Origin of the sequence: uncultured Amnibacterium sp., from assembly GCF_964245895.1 — a bacterium.
Classification (GTDB): domain Bacteria; phylum Actinomycetota; class Actinomycetes; order Actinomycetales; family Microbacteriaceae; genus Amnibacterium.
The window spans coordinates 1-24,107 of the sequence record NZ_CAXTOQ010000024.1; the positions used below are offsets into that span (position 1 = coordinate 1).

Below are 24,107 nucleotides of genomic sequence, written 5' to 3' on the forward strand. Positions count from 1 at the left end.
GATCGCCTCCCAGAGGTGGGTCCTGCGGTAGTCGGGCCACAGGGTGTCCTGGAACACCATCTCGGCGTACGCCGCCTGCCAGAGCAGGAAGTTGGAGGTGCGCTGCTCGCCCGAGGAGCGGACGAACAGGTCGACGTCGGGCATGTCCGGCAGGTACAGGTGCCGCGCGATCGTCTTCTCGGTGATCGCGCTCGGCTTCAGCCTCCCGGCGGCGACCTCCTGGGCCACCTGCCGCACGGCGTCCTGGATCTCGACGCGGCCGCCGTAGTTGATGCACATCGTGAGCGTCAGCGTCCGGTTGTCCCGCGTCAGCTCCTCCGCGCTGCGCAGGTCCCCGATGACCGTGCGCCACAGCCGCGGGGTGCGGCCCGCCCAGCGGATCCGCACGCCCCACTCGTTCAGCTGCTCGCGACGGCGCCGCAGCACGTCGCGGTTGAAGCCGAGGATGAACCGCACCTCGTCGGGCGAGCGCGACCAGTTCTCGGTCGAGAACGCGTAGGCGGAGATGTGCTTGACGCCCGCCTGCAGCCCGCCGGCCACGACGTCGAGCAGCGCCGCCTCGCCCGCACGGTGGCCCTCGATCCGCGGGAGTCCTCGCCGGTTCGCCCAGCGCCCGTTGCCGTCCATCACGATCGCGACGTGCTCCGGCACCTTCGCGAACGCCTGCGGGTACTCGTGCGTCCAGTCGACGGGTCGGATCGGATCCAGCTGCACGCGGGCCATCAGGTCGCCTCCACGTTCGCGGATCCGGATGGATCCGGCGACACGCCGCGACGGGAGGCGTGCTGCCCGGCGTGTCGCGCCGTCCATCCGGATCCGCGAGAGGGATCCGGATCCGCGAGAGGGGTCACGTGGCGGTCACCGCGCGGTCGAGGTGGTTGAGGGACTTCAGGCCGCGCTCCAGGTGCCACTGCACGTACGCGGCGATGACGCCGGAGGCCTGGCCCCGCGTGGAGGTGTCCGCGGCGTCGGCGACCGCCCAGTCGCCCGAGAGCAGGGCGCCGAGCAGCTCGATCGTGATCGGCGTCAGCCGGGGAGCCCCGGGAGGCGCCACGGCGTCGGCCACGACGCCGCCCAGCTGGGCGACGAACGCGGTGTGCGGGCCGGGTGCGCCCGTGACGGCGCAGTCGCCGAACGTCGGCGCCCAGCCGGCGATCGAGAGCGCCCGCAGCAGGTAGGAGTCGAGGATCAGGGACGCGCCGTGGTCCGCGCGCGCGAGCGAGCGCAGCGCGCCGACCAGCAGCAGGTACTGCTGCGGCGACGCCTCGTCGGTCAGCCGGTCCGCGGTCTCGACGATGACGTTGGCCGCGGTGAACGAGGCGTAGTCCGCGGCGATCTTCGCCCCGTAGGCACCGAGCGACTCCGCCTGCTGGATCACGTCGAGGCTGCGTCCCTCGTAGCACTGCAGGTCGACGACCATGAACGGCTCCACGTGCGAGCCGAACCGGCTGGAGGTGCGCCGCACGCCCTTCGCGACCGCACGGATCTTGCCGCGGTGCTTGCCGAGCATCGTGATGATGCGGTCCGCCTCACCCAGCTGGTGGGTGCGGAGCACGACGGCTTCGTCGCGGTAGGTCGGCACCCGTCGATTCTCGCAGTGCCCGCCGACCCCCGGCGGCGCGATACTCGTCGAGCCGGCGGCGGACGCCGTCGGAGGAGAGAGGAGCAGCGATGGCAGGACTGTTCGACAAGGCGAAGGACCTGCTCGGCAGCGAGCAGGCCGAGGGCATCAGCGACCAGGCGCTCGACAAGGCCGCGGACTTCGCGTCGAAGAAGACGGGCGGCTCGCACGACGACGCGATCAAGGGCATCCGCGACGCGGCGGACCAGCGGCTCGGCAACGAGTAGCCGCAGACGGAGGGGGGCCGGTCGCTTCCGCGATCGACCCCCCTCCTCCGTCAGTGCGTCAGGCCGCTTGCGCGAGCGGGTACGCCCTCGCCTCCTCGAGCGAGGTGAAGCGGTGGATGCTCGAGATCGAGCCGTTGCGCAGGCCGAAGGCCGAGAACACCGTCACCGGGGTGTTCGTGTCGTCGCTGTTCCAGGTCGCGTCCTGGGCGACGACGATGCCCCCCGGTACGTCGTAGCAGTCGCGCGGCATCAGCCGCACACCGGCCGTCTCCACCCATCTGACCATCTCGTCACGTCCGCTGGACTCGCCTTTGGGCCCCGCGACCACGACGTCGTCGGTGCAAGCGGCGGCAGCGGTTGCGCCGTCCTTGTTGTTCACCGCGACATGCCAGATGACGATGACGGAATCGAGAGTCGAAGTCGTGAGCGTCATGGCCCCAAGGGTGCCGTACGCCCTCCCGGCACGCCAGGACCGTTCACGGAATGTTTCCTACGAGTCGCCGAAGTTCGCCCATAACGAACAGATCACGGGGATTCCGCCCGGGAAAGCACCGGCACCCGTTTCCGCCGATCAGGAGTTCTGGTCTGGAGGCGACCAGAACTCCTGATCGGCGAAGGGCTCAGGCCAGCGCCAGCTCGCCGATCTCGGCCCGCACGGCGCGGTTCACGGAGGAGACGATCGCCTTCAGCGACGCCGTGGCGATGTCCGCGTCGATGCCGACGCCCCACAGCCGCACGCCATTGACCTCGAGGTCGACGTACGCGGCCGCCTTCGCGTCGCCGCCGGCGCTGAGCGCGTGCTCGACGTAGTCGTAGAGGGAGATCCGGAACCCCTGCTCCCCCATCACGCGGAGGAACGCGTCGATGGGGCCGTTGCCGCGGGACTCGACGTCCTGCACCTCGTCCTCGATCCGCAGCCGGACGCCGAGATCGACGTCGCCGCCCATGTCGCTGGAGGTGCGGGTGCGCAGCAGCTCGAACCGGCCCCACTTCGCCTCCGGGTCGGGGTGGGGCAGGTACTCGTCCTGGAAGACGGCCCAGATCTGCTCGCTGGTGACCTCGCCGCCCTCGGCGTCGGTCTTCGCCTGCACGACGCCGGAGAACTCGATCTGCAGCTTGCGGGGCAGATCGAGGGCGTGGTCGTTCTTCAGGAGGTAGGCGACGCCGCCCTTCCCGGACTGCGAGTTGACGCGGATGACGGCCTCGTAGCTGCGACCCAGGTCCTTCGGGTCGACGGGCAGGTACGGCACCGCCCACTCGAGGTCGGCGACGGCGGTGCCGGTCCGCTCCGCGGTCGCCTCCATCGCCTCGAACCCCTTCTTGATCGCGTCCTGGTGGCTGCCGGAGAACGCGGTGTAGACGAGGTCGCCCGCCCAGGGGCTGCGCTCGGGCACGCGCAGCTGGTTGCAGTGCTCGGCCGTCGCACGGATCCGGTCGAGGTCGCTGAAGTCGATCTGCGGGTCGATGCCCTGCGTGAACAGGTTGATGCCCAGCGCGACGAGGTCGACGTTGCCGGTGCGCTCGCCGTTGCCGAAGAGGCACCCCTCGATCCGGTCGGCGCCGGCCAGGTAGCCCAGCTCCGCGGCGGCGATTGCGGTGCCGCGGTCGTTGTGCGGGTGCAGGGACAGGATGACGTGCTCGCGGTGATCGAGGTGGCGGTTCATCCACTCGATCGAGTCGGCGTAGACGTTCGGCGTGGCCATCTCGACCGTCGCCGGCAGGTTCAGGATGACGTTCCGCTCCGCGGTCGGGACGAACACCTCCAGCACGCGGTTGCAGACCTCGACCGCGAACTCCAGCTCGGTGCCCGTGTACGACTCCGGCGAGTACTCGTAGTAGACGGCCGTCTCCGGCACGGTCGCCTCGTACCGCTTGCAGAGTCGCGCGCCCTCGACCGCGATGTCGACGATGCCCTGCCGCCCGGTGCGGAAGACCACGTCGCGCTGCAGCACGCTCGTCGAGTTGTACAGGTGCACGATCGCCTGCTTCGCGCCCCGGATGGAGTCGTAGGTGCGGGCGATCAGGTGCTCGCGGGCCTGCGTCAGCACCTGGATGGAGACGTCGTCCGGGATCGCGCCCTCCTCGATGAGGCTGCGCACGAAGTCGAAGTCGGTCTGGCTGGCCGACGGGAAGCCGACCTCGATCTCCTTGTAGCCCATCTGCACGAGCAGATCGAACATGATCCGCTTGCGCTCGGGGCTCATCGGGTCGATCAGCGCCTGGTTGCCGTCGCGGAGGTCGACCGCGCACCAGCGCGGCGCCTTCGTGATTCGGCCCGACGGCCAGGTGCGGTCGGGGAGGTCGACCCGGTACTGGTCCAGGTAGGGGCGATACCGATGGATCGGCATCGAGGACGGCTGCTGCCGGTTCTGCATGGGGGTGTGCGTTCCTTCTACTCGTCGAGGGCGGCCAACGCGGGACTCCGCGACGAGGAGGGCCTGGAGTTCTAGGCCTCGTCGCGGCAGCGAAGGAGGAGGAGCGCCGTCTGCACGAGGGCAGGGTACACCCGCCGTCCGGCGGGAGCACCTGAGCAGGCTGCCCGCGCTTCAGCAGGCCAGAAGCGGGGCTCCCGGCCTGCTGGACGTCGCACGGCCTGCCGAGGTGCTGGTGCAGCCTGCTGGGGCGATCGCGGGAGCGCGGAGCGGCGAGGGCTCAGCCGCCGTGCCAGTGCACGACCAGCTGCACGCGGTCGCGCAGCCCGAGCTTCGCGAGGATGCGGGACACGTGCGTCTTCACCGTCGCCTCGCTGACGTACTCGTGCGCGGCGATCTCGCCGTTGGAGAGCCCCTTTCCCGCGAGGTCGTAGATCTCCCGCTCGCGGGGGCTCAGCACGGCGAGCGCGTCGTCGCGGCGCGCGCGCCCGGCGCCGAAGGTGTCGAGCAGGTGCCCGATCGCCGCGGGGGCGATGACGGCGGCGCCAGCGTGCACGGTGCGGACCGCGGCGAGCAGGAACTCCGGCCGCGCGTCCTTCAGGACGAACCCGGAGGCGCCGGCGCGCAGGGCACGGGCGGCCGCCTCGTCGAGGTCGAACGTCGTCAGCACGAGCACCTTCGGCCGGTCGCCGCGCGCGGCGAGGCGCTCGGTGGCGGTCACGCCGTCCATCCCGGGCATGCGGACGTCCATGAGCACGACGTCGGGATCGGTGCGCTCCACCTCCGCGAGCGCCGCCTCCCCGTCGCCCGCCTCCCCCACGACCTCCAGGTCGGGCTGGGAGTCGAGCAGCATGCGGAGGCCGGAGCGGAACAGCGCCTGGTCGTCGACGACGACGACGCGGATGCCGTCAGGCACGGGGCTCCGCGGCGGCGGCGAGGAGCGCGGCGAGCGGGTTCGCCGCGGCCTCAGGCTCCGGCTCGGGCTCCGGCTCCCGGGGGATGGGCAGCGCGACGCGGACCCGGAAGCGGCCGTTCGAGCCGACGCCGGCCGAGCAGTCCCCGTCGGCGTCGGCGGCCCGCTCCCGCATGCCAGGGATGCCGTGGCCCGCGCGCTCGGTCGCGGCCACCCCGTCGGCCGGCACCGCGTTCGTCACCACCAGCACCACCTCGCGCTCGCCCCAGTCGAGCTCGAACCCGACGGGTTCCGCACGGTCGCCGTGCCGCATCGCGTTGGTCAGCGCCTCCTGCGCGATCCGGTACAGAGCGAGCCCGCTGCGCTCGTCGAGGGGCCGGGCCTCCCCGAACGTCGCCTCGTCGACCTCGACGTCGAGCGCGCGGATCCCGGCGACGAGCCCGGCAAGATCCTCCGGCCCGGGGATCACGCCGGCCTCGCCGCTCGTGCGGAGGTCGTGCAGCATGGTCCGCACCTCGCCCAGCGCACGGCGGGCGGTATCGGAGATCGCCTCCAGCGCCGGTCCGACGGAGGCGGGCTTCGTCTCGGCGGCGAAGCGCGCGCCGTCCGCCTGCGCGATCACGACGGCGAGCGAGTGCGCGACGACGTCGTGCACCTCCCGCGCGATCCGGTTCCGCTCCAGCTCGAGCAGGACGTCGCGCTCGGCGGCCGTCGCCTGCTGCGCCGTCTCCACGAGGCGGCCCTGCAGGATCTCCGAGCGGCGCAGCTGCTGCCACCCCCAGCCGAATCCGATCGCCAGCACGCCGAAGAACGCGACCGCGATGAACGCCCCGGTGCCTGCGCCGCCGAGCGTGAGGAAGCAGTACACGAGCACGAGCAGCGCCCCGCCCCAGCGCAGGCGCTGGTCGGCGGTGAGCCAGGCGCCGAGGACCGCGAACCATGCCGTCGCACCGACCGAGATCGCCCCGCCGTTCGCGCTCGTCGCGAGGACGAAGGTGAACACGAAGAGGAGGAACAGGACGAACACGGAGCACGCGATGGCGACCCACGGGCGCGTGCGCCACCAGATCAGCACGAGCACGGAGGGGATGCCCGCGAAGGCGATCGGGATCCAGTTGCGCCCAGCCTCGCCCGCGATGGAGAGGATGTACCAGCACACCGCGACGAAGACGGCGAACCCCAGACGCAGACGGGCATCGGTCAGGACCGCGCGGACGGACGGAGGCAGCTGCACGGCGCCACAGTAGGTGCCGCTCGAGCGTCGCGGACCTGGTCGGACGCCGAATCATCCCGCGGGATGACGGCGATGCGCTTCAGGACGACACCGCGCGACGGCGGGCGGGCGATCGGCTGCAGCCATGCGGATCGCGATCGTCCTCGACTACTCGCTCGACCTGATCGGCGGCGCCCAGCGGGCCGCGCTGAACGAGGCGGCCGCGCTCGTCGCGCACGGGCACCGGGTCGTGCTCGTGGCGCCGCGGCCGGCGGGCCCCTCCCTGCTGCCCGCGGGCGTGGACGCGTTCTGGACCACGTCGAAGCGCCTGCCCGGTCTCGACTTCCCGCTCGTCGCGGACGACGACGCGCTGCGCGGCCGGCTGCTCGCCCACCTCCGGGCCGCCCGGGTCGACGCCGTGCACCTGCACTCCGAGTTCGGGCACGCCCGGGCCGCGCTGCACGCCGCGCGCCGGCTCGGGCTGCCGGTGGTCCACACGGTGCACACGGCGTACTGGCCGCGGGTCCCCGCTCCCCTGCGGCCCGCGGCGCGCCGGCTGCTGGCGGGCGTCGCGGGGTCGGTCGAGCCGCGCACCGGCAACCCGCTGCTCGACCACACGGTCGCCGTGGCGCTCGCCGCGGACGTGGTCGTGTCGCCGTCCGCGCACCAGGCCGCGGATCTCGAGGCGCGCGGCGTACCGGGCATCGTGGTCCTGCCGAACTGCGATGCGGACGGACCGGTCGCGACGCCGCTGCCGCGGACGGACCACCTCCGCGTCGCGTGGGTCGGGCGGTGCGTGCCGGAGAAGCGGCCGCTCGCCTTCGTCCGCGCCGTCGCCCTGGCGCAGCGGCGGCTGCCCGCCGACCGGCTGCGCGTCGCGATCGCCGGCGACGGCCTGCTGCTGCCGGTCGCCCGCGCGCTCGCGGCGGACGTGCCGGGGCTCGTGCTGCTCGGGCGGCTCGAGCGGCAGGCCGTGCGAGACCTGCTGGCCGCCTCCCACCTGTCCGCCCTGACCTCGAACGGCTTCGACAATCAACCGATGACGGTCGTCGAGTCGATCCGCGCCGGCCGACCGGTCCTGCACACCGATCCGCGGCTGACGGAGGGGCTCGACGTCGCCGGGCTGCTGACCGCGACGCCCGACGCCCGCGGCATCGCCGACGTCCTGGTCGAGCTGGCGCTCGACCGGACGCGCCTGCGCACCGCCGCGGCGGGAGCCCGCGACGCCGCCGGGCTGTTCGCGCCCGCAACGCACCTGGCGGGGCTCCTCCCCCTCCTCGCGGGCGAGATCGCGGCCCGCGCGGCCTGAGCCCGTTCGCGGATCCGGTTGGATCCCGCGACACCCCGCGTTCTGCGACCGCGCGACGGCGTGTCGTCGAATCCATCCGGATCCGCGAGAGGAATCCGGATCCGCGAAGGCTTAGAAGCCGAGGCGGCCCAGCTGCTTCGGGTCGCGCTGCCACTCCTTCGCGACCTTCACGTGCAGGGCGAGGAAGACCTTCGTGCCGACCAGCGGCTCGATCTGCGCGCGGGCGGCGGTGCCGACCTCCTTGAGGCGGGCGCCCTTCCTGCCGATCATGATGATCCGCTGGCTGTCGCGCTCGACCCAGACGTTCGCGAAGATCCGGGTCATCCCCTCCTGCTCCTCGATGTCGTCGACCGTGACGGCGAGCGAGTGCGGCAGCTCCTCCCGCGCGCCCTCGAGCGCCGCCTCGCGGATCAGCTCGGCGATCCGCTGCTCCAGCGTCTCGTCGGTGACGGCCTCGACGTCGTAGAGCGCGGGGCCCTCCGGCATGAGCGCGAGCGCCTCGGCGACCAGCACGTCGAGCTGCACGCCGTCCTGCGCCGACACCGGGATGACGCTCGCCCAGTCGCCGAGCGCGTCGACGGCCATCAGCTGCGCGACCACGCGGTCCTTGGGCACGGCGTCGATCTTCGTCACGATGGCGATCCGCTTCGCGCGCGGCGCGTCGTCGAGGCGCGCGTGCAGGAACCGGTCGCCCGGCCCGATCGGCTCCCCGGCCGGCACGCAGAAGCCGACGACGTCGACGTCGGACAGGGTCGTCGCGACGACGTCGTTCAGCCGCTCGCCGAGCAGGGTGCGCGGGCGGTGCATGCCGGGGGTGTCGACGACGACCAGCTGCCCCGCCGGCCGAGTGACGATCCCGCGGATCGCGCGGCGGGTGGTCTGCGGCTTCGGGGAGGTGATCGCGACCTTCTGCCCGACCAGGGCGTTCATCAGCGTCGACTTACCGACGTTCGGCCGCCCCACGAAGGTCAGGAACCCGGAGCGGTACGGCGGTGTCGTGCCGTCGGTCATGCGCCCATCACCTTCGCGTCCTCCTCGTCATCCGCGTCGTCGGCCCGGAGGCGCTCGACGAGCACCCGGGTCAGCCCGCGCCTGCGCCCCTCGACCAGCTCCGCGGTGAGGCGCAGCCCGTCCACCTCCGTCCGGTCGCCGAGCATCGGCAGCCGGTCGAGGTGCTTCGTCAGCAGGCCGCCGACGGAGTCGACGTCCTCGTCCTCGATCTCGTGCCCGACCAGGTCGGACAGCTCGTCCAGCTGGAGGCGCGCGGAGACCAGCCACCGGCCGTCGCCGGCCTCGACCGCCTCCGGCGCCTCGCGGTCCGACTCGTCCGTGATGTCGCCGACGAGCTGCTCGATCAGGTCCTCCAGCGTGACGAGGCCGGCGATGCCGCCGTACTCGTCGACGACCATCGCGAGGTGGTTCGAGGCGGTCTGCATCTGGCGCAGCGTCGCGTCGGCCTTCTTCGAGTCGGGCACGAACAGCACGGGACGCGCCAGCTCGGCGGCCTTCGGCCGGTGCTTGCGCTTCCCGGGCGACTCGGTGAGCACGCGCGCGACGTCGCGCAGGTGCAGCACGCCGACGATGTCGTCCGCGTCCTTCGCGCGCACCGGCACGCGGGACAGCGCCCGGTCGAGCAGCAGCCGCATCGCGGCCTCCGCCGGTGCGGCCGCCTCGATCGTGACCATGTCGGTGCGCGGCACCATGACCTCGCGCACGGCGGTGTCGCCCCACTCGAAGATCGAGTGGATCAGCTCGCGGTCGTCCTGCTCGAGCACGTCCAGCTCGGTCGCCTCGTCGACCATGCTGAGCAGCTGCTCCTCCGAGCTGAACGAGGCCGCGCTGCGCGGCCGGCCGGGGGTCACGTGGTTGCCCAGCCAGACCAGCACGCCGGCGAGCGGCCCGATCACCAGCCGGGAGGCGCGCACCAGCGGCGCGAAGACCCGCAGCAGCACCCGCGGGTGCGTGCGGCCGACGCTGCGCGGGCTGGCACCGACCAGCACGAACGAGACGCCCGTCATGATCACGGCGGCGACCAGCAGCACGAGCCACGGGCTCGACAGGAACGAGGTGACGGCGAGCGTCACGAGCACGGCGGCGCTCGTCTCCGCGAGCACGCGGAGGAAGTTGACCGCGTTGATGTGCGCGCCGGTGTCCGCCGCGATCGCGAGCAGCGACCGGCGGAAGCGCGCCCGGATCGCGGTCTCCTGCAGCTCGGCGCGGGAGAGGGTGACCATCGCTGCGTCGCATGCGGCGAGGAGGCCGCCGACCGCGACGAGCACCACGGCGGCGATGAGGAAGAGGGCGGTCATGCCCGTCGCTGCTGCTTCTCCTGCACCGCGAAGCCGACCAGGATGTCCCGCTGCACGCCGAACATCTCCCGCTCGTCCTCGGGCTCGGCGTGATCGAAGCCGAGCAGGTGCAGCAGCCCGTGCGCGGTCAGCAGCTGGATCTCCTCCAGCACGGAGTGCCCGGCGGTCCTCGCCTGCGCCTCCGCCACCTGGGGGCACACGACGATGTCGCCGAGCAGGCCGGCGGGCGTCGGGGCGTCGTCGGTGCCGGGCCGCAGCTCGTCCATCGGGAAGCTGAGCACGTCGGTCGGCCCCGGCTCGTCCATCCACTGCACGTGCAGCTGCTCCATCGCGGCCTCGTCGACGAACAGGATCGCGACGTCGGCGTCCGGGTGCACGTGCAGCAGGTCCAGCCCGAACGTCACGAGGCGCTGCACGGCGGCCTCGTCGACGGGCAGGCCCGACTCGTTGTTGACCTCGACGCTCACCGGTGCCGTCCCCCGTCGCGGTCCTGCGCACGCCGCTCGGACCGGTTCTGCGCGGGCCGGAAGTCCGTCGGCTGCCGTGCGGCACCCGGCTCGGCGCCGTCCTGCTCGACGCGCTCGGGCCGCCGCGCCGCCGCGAGCGCCAGCCGCTCCTCGTCGTAGCGGCTGTAGGCGTCGACGATGCGGCCGACCAGGGAGTGCCGCACGACGTCCTCGCTGCCGAGGCGGGCGAAGTGGATGTCCTCGATGCCGTGCACGATCCGCTGCACGGTACGCAGTCCGGAGACGTTGTCCGGCAGGTCGACCTGCGTCACGTCGCCGGTGACGACCATCTTCGAGTTGAAGCCGAGCCGCGTGAGGAACATCTTCATCTGCGCCGGGGTGGTGTTCTGCGCCTCGTCCAGCACGACGAAGGAGTCGTTCAGGGTGCGGCCGCGCATGTAGGCCAGCGGCGCGACCTCGATCGTGGACGTCGCCATGAGCTTCGGCACCAGCTCCGGGTCCATCATCTCGTTCAGCGCGTCGTACAGCGGCCGGAGGTAGGGGTCGATCTTGTCGGTCAGCGTGCCGGGCAGGTAGCCGAGCCGCTCCCCCGCCTCCACGGCGGGCCGCGTCAGGATGATCCGCGACACCTGCTTTCGCGTCAGCGCCTGCACGGCCTTCGCCATCGCGAGGTAGGTCTTGCCGGTGCCGGCCGGGCCGATGCCGAACGTGATCGTGTTGTGGTCGATCGCCTCGACGTACGCCTTCTGCCCGAGCGTCTTCGGGCGGATCGCCCGCCCGCGGGCGGTCAGGATCGCCTGGCTCAGCAGCTCGGCCGGATGCGAGTCGCGGTCGCCCTCGAGGATGCGCGCCGACGAGTCGACGTCGACCGGCGCGAGGTCGTGCCCGTTGCGGACCATCTGCAGCAGCTCCTCGATGAGGCGCTGGGCGGCGGCGACCTGGGCGGGCTCGCCGTCCAGGGTGATCTCGTTGCCGCGCACCAGCACCTCGACGAGCGGGAACTGGTGCTCGATCTGGCCGAGCAGCCGATCCTGCGGGCCGAGGAGGCGGACCATCGCGATCCCGTCGACCGCCATCGTGCGGGTCTCGGATCCGGCCGCCGGGTAGCGGCGGGTCACGGACGAGGACGTGCGGCCGGAGGACGGACGGAGGTCGTCGGCGTCGGTCAAGCTCCCTCTCCATCGGGCATGCCGCCCGCCATGGTGCGCTCGTCGACGACCCCGGCGGGATCGGCCAGGACGTGCGCGTGGACGTGGAAGACGGTCTGCCCCGCGCCCGCGCCGGTGTTGAAGACCAGCCGGAAGTCGGCGGCTCCGGCCCGGGTCGCGGCGACGCGCGCGACCTCGACCATGTGCGCGAGCAGCCGGGGATCGCCGGCGGCGAGCGCGACGACGTCGGAGAACTCGTCGGTCTTGGGCACGACGAGCAGGTGCACGGGGGCCTGCGGCGCGATGTCGCGCAGGACGAAGACGTCGTCCGTCTGCAGCACGATGTCGCCCCGGATCTCGCCGCGCAGGATGCGCGTGAAGATCGAGGGCTCCGTGCCGACGCGCTCCGTCATGGCCGCCGATCCTACCGTCGGCGGCCGTGGGCGGCCGCCCCGATCGGCGGCCGCCCACGGCGCACGGAGCGCGGAGCGATCAGGCCGCCTGCGGCATCCGTCGCAGCGACCGGCCGTGCTCACGGGCCGACGCCTCCGCGGCGACGCGCAGCTCGTCCGCGATCGCCGTGAACTGGTCCAGCGCCGGGTTCGTGCCGACCAGGGTGAACTCGCGCGTGACGATCCGGAGGTCGAGGCCCCAGACGTCCTCGAGGATGCGCCGCATCCACCCCGTCGCGTGGTCCCAGCCCTCCTTGGGCGTGCCCGCGGCGTAGTTGCCGCCCTGCACCGTGGCGAGCACGGCCGGCTTGCCGGCGAGCGGGGTCGAGCCCGGCGCCATCCGTGGTTCGGCGATCACGAGGTCGACGTACGTCTTGAAGTGCTGCGAGACCCCGAAGTTGTAGAGCGGCACGGCGAGCAGCAGCGCGTCGGCGTCGGCCAGCTCGTCGACGAGCGCGGTCGAGAGGGCCGTCGCGGCGGCCTGCTCGGGAGTGCGCTGCGATTCGGGCACACCTGCGCCGGACACGGCTTCGGCCCAGGCGGTGGCGGGGATCGGCTCGGTACCGATATGGCGGCGGACGACGGGCGAGCCGGGTCGGCCAACGCGCCACTCCTCCTCGACGATGTCGGCGATCGCTCGGCTCGCGGAGCCGTCGATGCGGATGCTGGCGTCCAGACGGAACAGGGACATGTGCTCTCCAGTGCTACTCGAGTCGTAGTTGCTTGTTTTTTCACAGCAACACCGGAGAACGTAGCAGGATCGGGGTAACATCGACGTCATGCCCGAGCACGAAGCGCGCGCCTGCGACGGCGCGTTGGTGAAGGCGTTCGAGGTGCTCGGGAAGCGCTGGAACGGGATGATCCTCAGCGTGCTCGCCGGCGGCCCCGCCGCGTTCAGCGAGCTGCGCCGTGCGCTCGGCACGATCAGCGACTCGATGCTCTCGGAGCGGCTCGGCGAGCTCGCTGCGGCCGGGCTGATCGAGCGGAGGGTCGCCCCGGGCCCCCCGGTCTCCGTCTCGTACGGGCTGACCGACTCCGGCCGCGGCCTCGAGCCGGCGCTCGAGCTGCTGGGCCGGTGGGCCAGGTCGAGCCTGAGCGGTGCCGCCGAGGCGGACGGGGCGGCCCAGCGGGCATGAGGACGGGTCTCGGGGACCGGTAGTTTCGACACCCGTGTCGAAGATCCTCTCGGACCTCCCGGTCGGCCAGCGCGTCGGCATCGCCTTCTCCGGAGGGCTCGACACCTCGGTGGCGGTGGCCTGGATGCGCGAGCACGGCGCGGTGCCCTACACGTACACCGCCGACCTGGGGCAGTACGACGAGCCCGACCTCTCCGGCCTCCCGGACCGCGCGAAGGCGTACGGGGCGGAGGGGGCGCGCGTTGTCGACTGCCGGCCCGCGCTCGTGGAGGAGGGCTTCGCCGCGCTCGCCTGCGGCGCCTTCCACATCCGCGCGGGCGGCATGCCGTACTTCAACACGACGCCGCTCGGTCGCGCGGTCACCGGCACCACGCTCGTCCGCGCGATGCAGGAGGACGGCGTCGACATCTGGGGCGACGGCTCCACCTTCAAGGGCAACGACATCGAGCGCTTCTACCGGTACGGGCTGCTCGCGAACCCCGACCTGCGCATCTACAAGCCCTGGCTCGACCGCCGGTTCGTCGGCGAGCTGGGCGGGCGTGCGGAGATGTCGGCCTGGCTGACCGAGCGCGGCCTGCCGTACCGCGCCAGCGCCGAGAAGGCCTACTCGACGGACGCGAACATCTGGGGTGCGACCCACGAGGCGAAGAAGCTGGAGGAGCTCGACGCCTCCGTGGAGCTGGTCGAGCCGATCATGGGCGTCCGGTTCTGGGACCCGGCGGTCGCGATCGAGACCGAGGACGTCACCGTCGGCTGGGAGCAGGGCCGCCCCGTCAGCGTGGACGGCACCCGCTTCGACGACCCGGTCGCGCTGGTGCAGGCGGTCAACGCGGTCGGCGGCCGGCACGGCCTCGGCATGACCGACCAGATCGAGAACCGGATCATCGAGGCGAAGAGCCGCGGCATCTACGAGGCGCCCGGCATGGCGCTGCTCTTCATCACCTACGAGCGGCTGGTGTCGGCGATCCACAACGAGGACGTGCTCGCCTCCTACCTCACGGAGGGACGCCGCCTCGGCCGCCTGCTCTACGAGGGCCGGTGGCTGGAGCCGCAGGCGCTCATGCTGCGCCAGGCCCTCACCCGCTGGGTCGGCGCCCCGATCACCGGCGAGGTCACCGTCCGCCTCCGCCGCGGCAACGACTGGACCGTGCTCGACACGGTGTCGCCGAACGCGACGTACCACCCGGACCGCCTGTCGATGGAGCGCACCGAGGACGCCGCCTTCAGCCCCGACGACCGGATCGGGCAGCTGACGATGCGCAACCTCGACCTCGCCGACTCCCGCGCCAAGCTCGAGTACTTCGACGGCCTCGAGGTGCTGGGCGGGACCGTGAGCGGCCTCGTCGGCGACCTGGAGCCGGGCCGCGCCGACCACATCGCCTCGAGCGGCCGCGACGACAGCGCCGAGGACGCCCTCGACGCCGCCGCCATGGAGGCCGGCACCGATTGAGCCGCCCGCCCTGTCCGTTGTGGAGGAGCTTCGCCTCGAGGACGCGCGAAGTTCCTTCAAAACGGAACGGGTCAGGGCCAGAGGCCGAGCGGGCCCGCCAGCGCGGCGAGCGCCGCGGGTCCCGCCGTGGAGGTCCGGAGCACCAGGGGGCCGAGGCGCACCGGGATCGCGCCCGCTGCCGCGAGCCGGTCGAGCTCCTCCAAGGCGACGCCCCCCTCGGGACCGACGACCAGCACGACCTCGCGGTCGTCGGGCAGGTCCACCTCGAGCAGACGCCGCCCGGCGGTCGGCTCCAGCACGAGCACCGCGGCGGTCGCGGCCATCGCGGCGACGTCGGCCGTGGATGCGAGCGGGCGCACCTCCGCCGGCCACGCGCGCATCGACTGCTTGCCCGCCTCCCGCACGATCGACGCCCATCGGGCCGTGCCCGCCTCCGCCTTCGGCCCCGCCCAGCGCGGCACGCTGCGAGCGGCCTGCCACGGCACCACGGCCGTCACGCCGAGCTCGGTCGCCGCCTGGATCGCGGCCTCGTCCCTGCCGCCCTTCGCCAGCGCCTGCACGAGCACGAGGCGCCGGAGGGGGGCCGGCTCGTGCCGCAGCGCGAGCACGCGCAGCACCACGCGGTCGCGCGCGACCTCGACCGCCTCCGCGTCCGCGACCCCGCCGCGGCCGTCGCCGACGACGACGCGCTCCCCCGCACGCAGCCGCGCGACCTGCGCCGCGTGGCGGGCCTCCTCGCCCACCAGCTGCGCGCCCTCCTCCGACAGGGAGGCAGCGAGGTAGAAGTGGGCCATCAGCTGGTCGGCGCCGGGGGCTCGAGGCTCGCTCCGCTCGCACCTCGACCGACGGGAGCGAGCGCGGAGGCGACCATCTAGACGCCGAGGAAGCGGTCGCGCAGCTTCGCGAAGAGGCCCTGCTGGAAGTGCGCGAACTGCGGCGGCCGCGTCTTCGACCGGCCGGCCAGCTGCCGGACCAGCTCGGTCGCCTTCGCGTCCAGCTTGGTCGGCGTGACGACCTGCACGCCGATGCGCAGGTCGCCGCGGCCGACGCCGCGCAGGTGCGTGATGCCGCGCGCCGGCACGGTGAGGACCTCGGCGCTCTGCACGCCGGGGCGCACGTCGATCTCGACCGGTCCGTCGATCCCCTCCAGCGTGGCGGTCGTGCCGAGGATCGCGTCCGTCATCTGCACCTCGAGCGTCGCGAGCAGGTCGTCGCCCGCCCGGCTGAATACGTCGTGGTGGCGCACCTTGATCTCGAGGTACAGGTCGCCGGCGGGACCGCCGGCCTGCCCGACCTCGCCCATGCCGGCCAGCTGCAGGCGCACGCCCGTCTCGACGCCACCGGGGACGTCGACGGGGATGGAGGTGTGCGCGCGCACGCGGCCCTGGCCTGCGCAGGTCGTGCACGGGTGCGGGATGACGGTGCCGTACCCGCGGCACACCGTGCAGGGGGTCGAGGTCATCACGTTGCCGAGCAGCGACCGGACCGCGCGCTGGATCTGGCCGGAGCCGTGGCAGATGTCGCAGGTGGCGACGGAGGTGCCGGGCTGCGTGCAGGCGCCCCGGCAGGTCTCGCAGAGCACCGCGGTGTCGATCGGGATGTCCTTGTGGACGCCGAACACCACGTCCTCCAGGTCGACCTCGACGCGGATCAGCGCGTCCTGGCCGCGCTCCTGCCGCGACTTCGGGCCGCCCGACCGCATCCCGCCGCCGAAGAAGGACTCGAAGATGTCGCCGAAGCCGAAGCCCTGCGCGCCCTGCGACCCGCCGAGGTCGTACTCCTGCCGCTGCCGCGGGTCGGACAGGACGTCGTAGGCGTGCGTGACGTCCTTGAACTTCTCGGAGGCGTCCGGGCCCGGGTTCACGTCCGGGTGCAGCTGCCGGGCGAGCCGACGGTACGCCTTCTTGATGTCGTCGGCCGAGGCGTCGCGCGCGACACCCAGCACCTCGTAGTGATCAGCCACAGGGGCCCTCCTGGTCGCCGCGGATCGGGCGACGATACGTCGTGGCCGTGGTCGACGGCCGAGCGGGTCACTCCTCGCCGAGGAGCTTCGACAGGTAGCGGGCGACCGCGCGGACCGCGCCGATGTTGCCCGAGTAGTCCATGCGGGTCGGGCCGAGCACGCCGATCCGGGCGAGCGCCCCGGCGGAGGAGCGGTAGCCGCCCGTCAGGATCGAGGTCTCCGCCAGCCCGACGGCGGGGTTCTCCCGGCCGATGGAGATGCTGACGCCGCGCTCGTCGAGCTCCATCTCCCGGAAGAGGCGCAGCAGCACCACCTGCTCCTCGATCGCCTCCAGCACCGGCAGGATGCTGCCCGGGAAGTCGCGCTCGGTCCGGGCGAGGTTCGCCGTGCCCGCGAGGAGGAGGCGGTCCTGCCTGCGGTCGTCGACGGTCGCCGCGAGCGCCGCCGTGATCCGCTCCAGCGGCGGGCGGCGGGCCGGCGGCAGCGATGCGGCGAGCTCGGTCAGCAGCGCGGGCAGGTCGACGATCAGCCGGCCGACGAGCGCGGTGTTGATGCGCGCCCGCAGCTCGGCGACATCGGCGTCGTCGAGGCGCTCGTGCTCGGCCTGCGGCAGCTCGACGACCTTCTGGTCGACCCGCCCGGCGTCGGTGATCAGCACGACCAGCAGCCGGCCGGGCGACAGCAGCACCAGCTCGAGGTGCCGCACGTAGGAGCGGGGCACGACCGGCACCTGCACCAGGGCGACCTGGTTCGTCAGCTGGGCCAGCATCCGCACGGTGCGCGCGAGGACGTCGTCGAGGTCCGCGCCGTCGTCGAGGAAGGTGCGGATCGCGAACCGCTGCGCGGTCGACAGCGCACGGATCTCCGCGAGGTGGTCGACGAACATCCGGTAGCCCTTGTCCGTCGGCACGCGGCCGGAGGAGGTGTGGGGCGCGACGATCAGGCCGTCCTCCTCCAGGGCGGCCATGTCGTTGCGGATCGTGGCGGCGGAGACGCCGAACGCGTGCCGGTCGACGATCGTCTTCGAGCCGACGGGCTCCCGGGAGGCGACGTAGTCCTGCACGATCGCACGCAGCACCTCGAGTCCGCGCTCCGAGACCATCGCGCTCCCTCCGGCCGTTCCTGGCACTCCGTGCTGCTGACTGCCAATTCTACCGCTCGGCCGCGCGGGGTCTGGCGTTGCACACCTGCCTGTCGATACCCTGAGCGCCGGTTGGCGGCGCGTCGAGTGCCCCGTGTGAGGTCAGGAGGCGGCGTGTCGCAGGTCCCTCCCGGTGCCCCCGCGCCGCCGCTGTCCCCCGCGGACGAGAAGCTGTGGTCGACGCTCGCCCACATCGGCAACATCGTCGGCTTCCTGCCATCCCTCCTGATCCTCCTGATCCTCGGTCCGCGCAGCCCGCGCGTGCGCGAGGCGTCGAAGGAGGCGCTGAACTTCGTGATCACGGCGATCCTGGCCTGGGTCGCGCTGTGGATCGTCGGCCTGGTCGTCACTGTGATCTACATCAACACCCCGTCGGGCGTCGACGTGATCTTCGGCCTGCTCGGCACGCTCATCAACCTCGCCCAGTTCGCGATCTGGGTGCTGGTCGTCGTCTTCTCGATCGTCGCCGCCGTGCGCGTGAACGCGGGCGGCTCGTTCCGCTACCCGGTCTCGCTGCGGCTCATCAAGTAACAGGAAAGGACCCTCGTGACCAACGACCAGCCTCCCGCCTACCAGGCGGCGCAGCCGCTCAGCCCGAGCGACGAGCGGATGTGGGCGACGCTCGTCCACGTCGGCGGCATCGTCATCGGCTTCATCTCGCCGCTGCTCGGGTACCTGCTGCTCAAGGACCGGAGCGCCTTCGTCGGCGAGAACTCGAAGAACGCGCTCAACTTCCAGATCACGATCCTGATCGCCTACGTCGTGGGCGGCATCCTCACGCTCGTGCTCATCGGCGGCCTGGTGCTGCTGGCGGCCTGGATCGTGAACATCATCTTCTCGATCATGGGCGCGCTCGCGGCCAACAAGGGCCAGGTGTACAAGTACCCGCTGACGATCCCGATCATCAAGTAACCCGATCCGGACCCGCGACGCGGGCGGTCGCCTCCCGGTGACCGCCCGCGTCCGCCGTCGCACGGCAGGATGTGCGCCATGACGAACGAGCCCTACCCGGCCGCACCTCCTGCGCGCCCGCTGTCCCCGTCGGACGAGCGCCTCTGGGCGACGCTCACCCACCTCAGCGCGCTCGTCGGGATCGTCGTGGGCGCCGGCTTCATCGGGTGGCTCGGGCCGCTGATCGTCTTCCTCGTGCTGAAGGACCGCAGCGCCTTCGTCGCCGAGCACGCGAGGACGACGCTGAACTTCCAGATCACCATGTTCATCGCCGCGGTCGTCGCGGCCGTCCTGTGGCTCGTGCTGGTCGGCTTCCTGATCACCGCGGCGATCTACGTCGTCGTGATCGTGTTCTCGATCATCGCCGCCGTCGCCGCGAACCGCGGGCAGCGGTACGAGTACCCGCTCACGATCCGGTTCATCCGGTAGCGGCCGGCAGCAGCCGCCTGACCACCGCGTCCGCGAGCAGGCGACCCGGCCGGGTGAGCACCACGCGACCCGCCAGCGCCTCGCGCGGCACCACCAGGCCGTCGGCGATGAGCCCCGCGACCGCGCTGCGTCCCTCCGGCGCGAGCCGCGCGACCGGCAGCCCGTCGGCGAGGCGGGTCTGCAGCAGCACCCGCTCGAGCGCCCTGGTCGGCTCGTCGAGGGTCTCCCGGCCGGCGGCGGGCGACGACCCCGCGGCGATGCGCTGCGCGTAGGCGGCGGGGTGCTTGACGTTCCACCAGCGCACGCCGCCGACGTGGCTGTGCGCGCCCGGACCGACGCCCCACCAGTCCTCGCCGGTCCAGTACGCGAGGTTGTGGCGGGAGCGCGCCGCGACGTCCCTCGACCAGTTGCTGACCTCGTACCAGCGCAGCCCCGCCGCCTCCAGCAGCTCGTCGGCGAGGTCGTACATGTCGGCCTGCAGGTCGTCGTCCGGAGCGGCCACCTCCCCGGACCGGATGCGGCGGGCGAGCGCGGTGCCGTCCTCGACGATGAGGGCGTAGGCGGACACGTGGTCGGGCGCGAGCGCCAGCACCGCGTCGAGGCTGCGGCGCCAGTCGTCGAGCGTCTCGCCAGGGGTGCCGTAGATCAGGTCGAGGCTGACGTCGAGGCCGGCGTCCCGCGCCCAGCCGACGACCAGCGGCACGCGCGCCGGGTCGTGCGTGCGGTCGAGGGTGCGCAGCACCGACGGCACCGCGGACTGCATGCCGAAGGAGACCCGGGTGAAGCCCGCGTCCGCCAGCTCGCGGAGTGCCGCGGCGTCCACCGAGTCGGGGTTCGCCTCCGTCGTCACCTCCGCGCCGTCCGCGAGGCCGAAGCGGTCGCGCACCGCCGCCAGCATGTGCGCGAGATCGGCGGGCGGCAGCATCGTCGGGGTCCCGCCGCCGAAGAAGACCGTGCCGGCGGGCCGCTGCGGCAGCCCGGAGGCGCGCAGCACCCGTTCGCCGAGCGCGACCTCCCGCGCGGCCTGGCCGGCGAAGTCGCCGCGCTTCGCGCCCCGCAGCTCGTCCGCGGTGTAGGTGTTGAAGTCGCAGTACCCGCAGCGCACGCGGCAGAACGGGACGTGCAGGTAGACGCCGAACGCCCGCTCCTCCGCGCCGGCGAGCACCGACGGCGGCAGCAGCCCGTCCGCCGGCGCGGGATCGCCGAGGGGCAGGGCGGAGGGCATCCCTCGATTCTTCCTGGATCCGGGGAGGTGCGTGCGCGGCGGCCGGTTCCCCGGATCCAGGAAGGATCGGGCGGGTGAAGATCGTGCTCTGGGACGTCGACGGGACCCTGCTGCTGAACTCGACCCGGGCCGGCGCCTACTACCACCGGGCGATCCGTGAGATCGCGGGCGTCGGGCCCGCGCCCGACGAGCCGCACGCGGTCGAGCACGGCAGGACGGACGCGCAGATCGTCACCGAGCGGCTGGCGCGGTGGGGCGGCGATCCCGCGCACTTCGACGCGGTCTCCCGCCGGCTCGACGAGCTGTCGGACGAGTACCTCACCGACGCGGGCCGCCGGACGGCGGCTCCCGGCGTCGACGCCGCCCTGCACGCGGTCGCCGGCCTCGGCTGGCGGAACGGCCTGCTCACCGGCAACTCGCGGCACCGGGCGCGCGTGAAGCTCGAGGGCGCAGGGGTGGACGTCGCCGCGTTCGACTGGGACCGCTCGTACTTCGGCGACCGCTTCGTGCGCCGCAGCGATCTCACCGCCGCGGCGCGCGACGACCTGGACGGCGCGACCGCGGTGATCCTCGGCGACACCCCGGCGGACGGGGCCGCCGCGGACGCGGTCGGCTTCCCGTTCCTCGCGGTCGCGAACGGCGTGTACCCGGAGGAGGCGCTGGCCGCGACCTCCGCGGTGCTCGTGGTCCCGGACCTCGAGCAGGGCCTCCCGGCGATCGTGGCGGCGCTCAGCCGCCGGTGAGCGCGCGGAGGTAGCGACCGGTGAACCGCTCCTGCAGCAGCAGGCCGATCGGCGCCGCGAGCGAGTACGGGAACGCCGGCCTCGAGAGCGCGCGCAGCTCGAACACGGTCTCCGTGCCCACCCGGCGGACGAGGAACGCCTCCTCCCCCACCTCCGGATGGCCCCTCCTCGTGCCGTAGGCGAAGCCGACGAGGTCGCGCTCGCGCACCACTCGGGTCACGACCATCGGCGCGGTGATGCCGACCCCGAGGGCCGGCACGACGACGACGCCGGCGAGGCCCTCCTCCGCGGGCGGCGCGTCCGCGCCCTCGGCGGTGCGCACCGCGATGCCGCTCGCCCGCTGCACCGTCCAGTCGAGCACCGCCCGGCCCGCATCGGCGAAGGCCCGATCGGTGCCGACAACGGACCGGCGCAACAGCCGTCGGTATCCGCGCGGCGCGTCCTCCCCGAGCACCGTGCCGGGCGCGAAGTCGAACGTGACTCCCCCCACTTCGCTCACGCGTCGTGCCGCTCGATCTGCGATCGGGCGGCAGGAAGCGTGAGCAGAGTCACGGTCAGGCGGAGTGGGAGGGGTGCAGGGCGCGGACGATCCGCTCGTCGATCCGGCGCTGCCGCACGGCCGCCGCGCGCGCGAGCCGGCCGAGCCGCGAGACCGGCGAGTCCCAGATCGTGCGCAGGGTCACCCACACGCCGTCCTCGTCGTCGTGCTCGACGACGAGGTACCGCTCGGCGATCTCGACGTGGCCCGGCATCGAGCCCCAGACGAAGCCGATCCGGCCGGGCTCCTCCACGGTGCTGACGACCTTCACCGGCCCGGCGGGCATCGCCGGGTCCGTGCTGGTGAGCAGGGCGGTCATGCCCGGCGTGATCCAGGGCGTGCCGTCGTCGAGGAACCGCGGTCCGGCGCCCAGCGGCCAGTCCGCCTCCGGCTCGGCCCGCACGTCGACGACCCCGTACCCGGCGGCGCGCAGCCCGCCCCAGGTCATCAGGGCGCGGCCGGCGACGTCGAAGCGCCGCGCCCCGCTGCCGATGCGGTGGCGGTACTGCGCCGAGGCGAAGCCGAACGGCGGGAACGCGACGACCTCGACCGAGGTGGTCGCGTTGATCGCCGCGTAGTTCAGCCCGCGATCGGGCTCCACCGCGCCGCCGCGGCGCATCGGGCCGCCGACCCGGACGGTGGTCACTTCTTCGCGCTCTCGGTGTCGCCCGACAGCGCCGCGATGAACGCGTCCTGGGGGACGTCGACGCGGCCGATGGTCTTCATGCGCTTCTTGCCCTCCTTCTGCTTCTCCAGCAGCTTCCGCTTGCGGGTGATGTCACCGCCGTAGCACTTGGCTAGCACGTCCTTGCGCATCGCCCTGATCGACTCGCGGGCGATGATCCGAGCGCCGATCGCGGCCTGGATCGGCACCTCGAACTGCTGCCGCGGGATCAGCTTCTTCAGGCGCTCCGTCATGAGCACCCCGTAGGCGTACGCCTTGTCCCGGTGCACGATCGCACTGAACGCGTCGACCCGCTCGCCCTGCAGCAGGATGTCGACCTTGACCAGATCCGCCTCCTGCTCGCCGACCGGCTCGTAGTCCAGGGAGGCGTAGCCGGCCGTCCGGCTCTTCAGCTGGTCGAAGAAGTCGAACACGATCTCGCCGAGCGGGATCGTGTACGTGATCTCGACGCGCTCCTCCGACAGGTACTCCATGCCGACGAGCGCGCCGCGTCGGCTCTGGCACAGCTCCATCACCGTGCCGACGTAGTCCTTCGGCGCCAGGATCGCGGCCTTCACTATCGGCTCGCGGACCGCGGAGACCTTGCCGATCGGGAACTCGCTCGGGTTGGTGACGGTCACCTCCTTGCCGTCGTCCGTCGCGACCTCGTAGATCACCGACGGCGCGGTGGCGATCAGGTCGAGGCCGAACTCGCGCTCGAGGCGCTCCGTGACGATCTCGAGGTGCAGCAGGCCGAGGAAGCCGCAGCGGAACCCGAAGCCGAGGGCGACGGAGGTCTCGGGCTCGTAGACCAGGGCGGCGTCCGACAGCTTCAGCTTGTCGAGCGACTCCCGCAGGTCCGGGTAGTCGGCGCCGTCGATCGGGTACAGCCCGGAGAAGACCATCGGCTTCGGCTCGGTGTACCCGGCGAGCGCCTTGGCCGCCGGCTTGACGGCGGTGGTCACGGTGTCGCCGACCTTGGACTGGCGCACGTCCTTCACGCCGGTGATCAGGTAGCCCACCTCCCCGACGCCGAGCCCCTGCGTGGGCGTCGGCTCGGGCGACGAGACCCCGATCTCGAGGATGTCGTGGGAGGCGCGGGTCGACATCATCTGGATCCGCTCGCGCGGGGAGAGCTGCCCGTCGACCATGCGCACGTAGGTGATGACGCCGCGGTAGGCGTCGTACACGGAGTCGAAGATCGCCGCGCGCGCCGGCGCCGCCGGGTCGCCCTTCGGCGCCGGGATGCGCTCGACGACCCGGTCGAGCAGCGCCTCCACGCCCATGCCGGTCTTGCCGGAGACCCGCAGCACGTCGGCCGGGTCGCCGCCGATCAGGTTCGCCAGCTCGGCCGCGTACTTCTCCGGCTCCGCGGCCGGCAGGTCGATCTTGTTCAGCACGGGGATGATCTCGAGGTCGTTCTCGAGCGCCAGGTACAGGTTCGCCAGGGTCTGGGCCTCGATGCCCTGGGCGGCGTCGACGAGCAGGATCGCCCCCTCGCAGGCGGCGAGGGAGCGGGACACCTCGTAGGTGAAGTCGACGTGCCCGGGGGTGTCGATCATGTTCAGCGCGAAGGCATCCGCGCCCACCTGCCACGGGAGGCGCACGGCCTGGCTCTTGATCGTGATGCCGCGCTCGCGCTCGATGTCCATCCGGTCGAGGTACTGCGCCCGCGCGTCGCGGTCGGACACGATCCCTGTGATCCCCAGCATGCGGTCGGCCAAGGTCGACTTGCCGTGGTCGATGTGGGCGATGATGCAGAAGTTCCGGATGCGTGCCGGGTCCGTCGACGCGGGTTCGAGGGGCGTGAGGGCGCGGGGCATGGCGCCGACAGTC

At 72.6% G+C, this 24,107-nt stretch carries 27 protein-coding genes; 8 read left to right on the forward strand and 19 right to left on the reverse strand.

Going from position 1 to position 24,107, the window contains the following annotated elements; translation table 11 throughout:
• Both ACFE60_RS05520 and recO read right to left on the reverse strand, forming a co-directional pair.
• On the reverse strand, positions 1 to 723 hold a 723-nt coding region (locus tag ACFE60_RS05520), incomplete at its 3' end, for an isoprenyl transferase (protein WP_375387844.1).
• A 124-nt stretch (positions 724 to 847) separates the two neighbouring features.
• A complete protein-coding gene (recO, locus tag ACFE60_RS05525; protein ID WP_375387845.1) occupies positions 848 to 1,582 on the reverse strand; it encodes a DNA repair protein RecO in 735 nt (244 codons plus the stop codon).
• Positions 1,583 to 1,671: 89 nt separating this feature from the next.
• Between recO and ACFE60_RS05530 the strand changes: the two genes are divergently transcribed.
• Positions 1,672 to 1,848, forward strand: coding sequence for an antitoxin (locus tag ACFE60_RS05530; protein WP_375387846.1), 177 nt, complete (start codon positions 1,672 to 1,674; stop codon positions 1,846 to 1,848).
• A gap of 58 nt (positions 1,849 to 1,906) precedes the next feature.
• Here the strand turns inward: ACFE60_RS05530 and ACFE60_RS05535 are convergent, their stop codons facing one another.
• The 4 genes from ACFE60_RS05535 to ACFE60_RS05550 form a co-directional block, all read right to left on the reverse strand.
• Entirely contained in the window at positions 1,907 to 2,281 is a 375-nt protein-coding gene (locus ACFE60_RS05535) for a hypothetical protein (RefSeq protein WP_375387847.1), read from the reverse strand.
• Between the two features lie 187 nt (positions 2,282 to 2,468).
• On the reverse strand, positions 2,469 to 4,223 hold the full coding sequence (gene leuA / locus ACFE60_RS05540) for a 2-isopropylmalate synthase (protein ID WP_375387848.1): 1,755 nt from the start codon (positions 4,221 to 4,223) through the stop codon (positions 2,469 to 2,471).
• Positions 4,224 to 4,500: 277 nt separating this feature from the next.
• Positions 4,501 to 5,073 (reverse strand): response regulator, encoded by a 573-nt coding sequence (locus ACFE60_RS05545; RefSeq protein WP_375387876.1) that lies wholly within the window; start codon positions 5,071 to 5,073, stop codon positions 4,501 to 4,503.
• Positions 5,074 to 5,128: 55 nt separating this feature from the next.
• Positions 5,129 to 6,367, reverse strand: a complete 1,239-nt coding sequence (locus ACFE60_RS05550; protein ID WP_375387849.1) for a sensor histidine kinase — start codon at positions 6,365 to 6,367, stop codon at positions 5,129 to 5,131.
• Positions 6,368 to 6,491: 124 nt separating this feature from the next.
• Here ACFE60_RS05550 and ACFE60_RS05555 point away from each other — a divergent pair, with 124 nt between their 5' ends.
• On the forward strand, positions 6,492 to 7,655 hold the full coding sequence (locus ACFE60_RS05555) for a glycosyltransferase family 4 protein (protein WP_375387850.1): 1,164 nt from the start codon (positions 6,492 to 6,494) through the stop codon (positions 7,653 to 7,655).
• A 111-nt stretch (positions 7,656 to 7,766) separates the two neighbouring features.
• Here ACFE60_RS05555 and era read toward each other — a convergent pair whose 3' ends face one another.
• The 6 genes from era to ACFE60_RS05585 form a co-directional block, all read right to left on the reverse strand.
• Positions 7,767 to 8,666, reverse strand: a complete 900-nt coding sequence (era, locus tag ACFE60_RS05560; protein ID WP_375387851.1) for a GTPase Era — start codon at positions 8,664 to 8,666, stop codon at positions 7,767 to 7,769.
• Entirely contained in the window at positions 8,663 to 9,964 is a 1,302-nt protein-coding gene (locus ACFE60_RS05565) for a hemolysin family protein (RefSeq protein WP_375387852.1), read from the reverse strand. Before ACFE60_RS05565 ends, era begins: the two co-directional genes overlap by 4 nt.
• Positions 9,961 to 10,431, reverse strand: a complete 471-nt coding sequence (gene ybeY, locus ACFE60_RS05570; protein ID WP_375387853.1) for an rRNA maturation RNase YbeY — start codon at positions 10,429 to 10,431, stop codon at positions 9,961 to 9,963. The genes ACFE60_RS05565 and ybeY overlap by 4 nt, the downstream gene beginning before the upstream one ends.
• Complete coding sequence (locus ACFE60_RS05575) at positions 10,428 to 11,507, reverse strand: PhoH family protein (RefSeq protein WP_375387877.1); 1,080 nt, start codon at positions 11,505 to 11,507, stop codon at positions 10,428 to 10,430. Before ACFE60_RS05575 ends, ybeY begins: the two co-directional genes overlap by 4 nt.
• 89 nt (positions 11,508 to 11,596) lie before the next feature.
• Positions 11,597 to 11,992 carry an HIT domain-containing protein gene (locus ACFE60_RS05580; protein ID WP_375387854.1) on the reverse strand — a complete coding sequence of 132 codons (396 nt, stop codon included), beginning with the start codon at positions 11,990 to 11,992 and terminating at the stop codon, positions 11,597 to 11,599.
• A gap of 79 nt (positions 11,993 to 12,071) precedes the next feature.
• Positions 12,072 to 12,722: an NAD(P)H-dependent oxidoreductase gene (locus ACFE60_RS05585; RefSeq protein ID WP_375387855.1), complete on the reverse strand. Its 651-nt coding sequence runs from the start codon at positions 12,720 to 12,722 to the stop codon at positions 12,072 to 12,074.
• Positions 12,723 to 12,810: 88 nt separating this feature from the next.
• Here ACFE60_RS05585 and ACFE60_RS05590 point away from each other — a divergent pair, with 88 nt between their 5' ends.
• Both ACFE60_RS05590 and argG read left to right on the forward strand, forming a co-directional pair.
• Positions 12,811 to 13,167: a winged helix-turn-helix transcriptional regulator gene (locus ACFE60_RS05590; protein WP_375387856.1), complete on the forward strand. Its 357-nt coding sequence runs from the start codon at positions 12,811 to 12,813 to the stop codon at positions 13,165 to 13,167.
• A 34-nt stretch (positions 13,168 to 13,201) separates the two neighbouring features.
• Positions 13,202 to 14,617, forward strand: a complete 1,416-nt coding sequence (gene argG / locus ACFE60_RS05595; protein ID WP_375387857.1) for an argininosuccinate synthase — start codon at positions 13,202 to 13,204, stop codon at positions 14,615 to 14,617.
• Between the two features lie 71 nt (positions 14,618 to 14,688).
• On the opposite strand, the gene ACFE60_RS05600 is transcribed toward argG, so the two are convergent.
• The 3 genes from ACFE60_RS05600 to hrcA all read right to left on the reverse strand — a co-directional run bounded on the left by ACFE60_RS05600 (position 14,689) and on the right by hrcA (position 17,682).
• Positions 14,689 to 15,411 (reverse strand): 16S rRNA (uracil(1498)-N(3))-methyltransferase, encoded by a 723-nt coding sequence (locus tag ACFE60_RS05600; protein WP_375387858.1) that lies wholly within the window; start codon positions 15,409 to 15,411, stop codon positions 14,689 to 14,691.
• A gap of 77 nt (positions 15,412 to 15,488) precedes the next feature.
• On the reverse strand, positions 15,489 to 16,580 hold the full coding sequence (locus ACFE60_RS05605) for a DnaJ C-terminal domain-containing protein (protein WP_375387859.1): 1,092 nt from the start codon (positions 16,578 to 16,580) through the stop codon (positions 15,489 to 15,491).
• 67 nt (positions 16,581 to 16,647) lie between these two features.
• The gene (hrcA, locus tag ACFE60_RS05610; RefSeq protein WP_375387860.1) at positions 16,648 to 17,682 is read right to left on the reverse strand and encodes a heat-inducible transcriptional repressor HrcA; all 1,035 of its coding nucleotides are present in this window, start codon (positions 17,680 to 17,682) and stop codon (positions 16,648 to 16,650) included.
• A 153-nt stretch (positions 17,683 to 17,835) separates the two neighbouring features.
• Between hrcA and ACFE60_RS05615 the strand changes: the two genes are divergently transcribed.
• The 3 genes from ACFE60_RS05615 (at position 17,836) to ACFE60_RS05625 (ending at position 19,101) form a co-directional block, all read left to right on the forward strand.
• Complete coding sequence (locus ACFE60_RS05615) at positions 17,836 to 18,252, forward strand: DUF4870 domain-containing protein (RefSeq protein WP_375387861.1); 417 nt, start codon at positions 17,836 to 17,838, stop codon at positions 18,250 to 18,252.
• A 15-nt stretch (positions 18,253 to 18,267) separates the two neighbouring features.
• The gene (locus ACFE60_RS05620) at positions 18,268 to 18,633 is read left to right on the forward strand and encodes a DUF4870 domain-containing protein (RefSeq protein WP_375387862.1); all 366 of its coding nucleotides are present in this window, start codon (positions 18,268 to 18,270) and stop codon (positions 18,631 to 18,633) included.
• Between the two features lie 78 nt (positions 18,634 to 18,711).
• Positions 18,712 to 19,101, forward strand: a complete 390-nt coding sequence (locus tag ACFE60_RS05625; RefSeq protein ID WP_375387863.1) for a DUF4870 domain-containing protein — start codon at positions 18,712 to 18,714, stop codon at positions 19,099 to 19,101.
• Here ACFE60_RS05625 and hemW read toward each other — a convergent pair.
• Positions 19,091 to 20,326, reverse strand: a complete 1,236-nt coding sequence (hemW, locus tag ACFE60_RS05630; RefSeq protein WP_375387864.1) for a radical SAM family heme chaperone HemW — start codon at positions 20,324 to 20,326, stop codon at positions 19,091 to 19,093. The two genes, ACFE60_RS05625 and hemW, sit on opposite strands and share 11 nt — an antisense overlap.
• A gap of 74 nt (positions 20,327 to 20,400) precedes the next feature.
• Between hemW and ACFE60_RS05635 the strand changes: the two genes are divergently transcribed.
• Positions 20,401 to 21,069 (forward strand): HAD family hydrolase, encoded by a 669-nt coding sequence (locus ACFE60_RS05635; protein WP_375387865.1) that lies wholly within the window; start codon positions 20,401 to 20,403, stop codon positions 21,067 to 21,069.
• On the opposite strand, the gene ACFE60_RS05640 is transcribed toward ACFE60_RS05635, so the two are convergent.
• Genes ACFE60_RS05640 through lepA form a run of 3 tightly spaced genes read right to left on the reverse strand, consistent with a single transcriptional unit; the run spans position 21,056 to position 24,094 of the window.
• Positions 21,056 to 21,568, reverse strand: coding sequence for a DUF1990 family protein (locus ACFE60_RS05640; RefSeq protein ID WP_375387866.1), 513 nt, complete (start codon positions 21,566 to 21,568; stop codon positions 21,056 to 21,058). The genes ACFE60_RS05635 and ACFE60_RS05640 overlap by 14 nt on opposite strands.
• Before the next feature lie 55 nt (positions 21,569 to 21,623).
• Positions 21,624 to 22,253 carry a DUF1990 family protein gene (locus ACFE60_RS05645; protein ID WP_375387867.1) on the reverse strand — a complete coding sequence of 210 codons (630 nt, stop codon included), beginning with the start codon at positions 22,251 to 22,253 and terminating at the stop codon, positions 21,624 to 21,626.
• Positions 22,250 to 24,094, reverse strand: coding sequence for a translation elongation factor 4 (lepA, locus tag ACFE60_RS05650; RefSeq protein WP_375387868.1), 1,845 nt, complete (start codon positions 24,092 to 24,094; stop codon positions 22,250 to 22,252). The genes ACFE60_RS05645 and lepA overlap by 4 nt, the downstream gene beginning before the upstream one ends.
• Between the last annotated feature and the right edge of the window lie 13 nt (positions 24,095 to 24,107).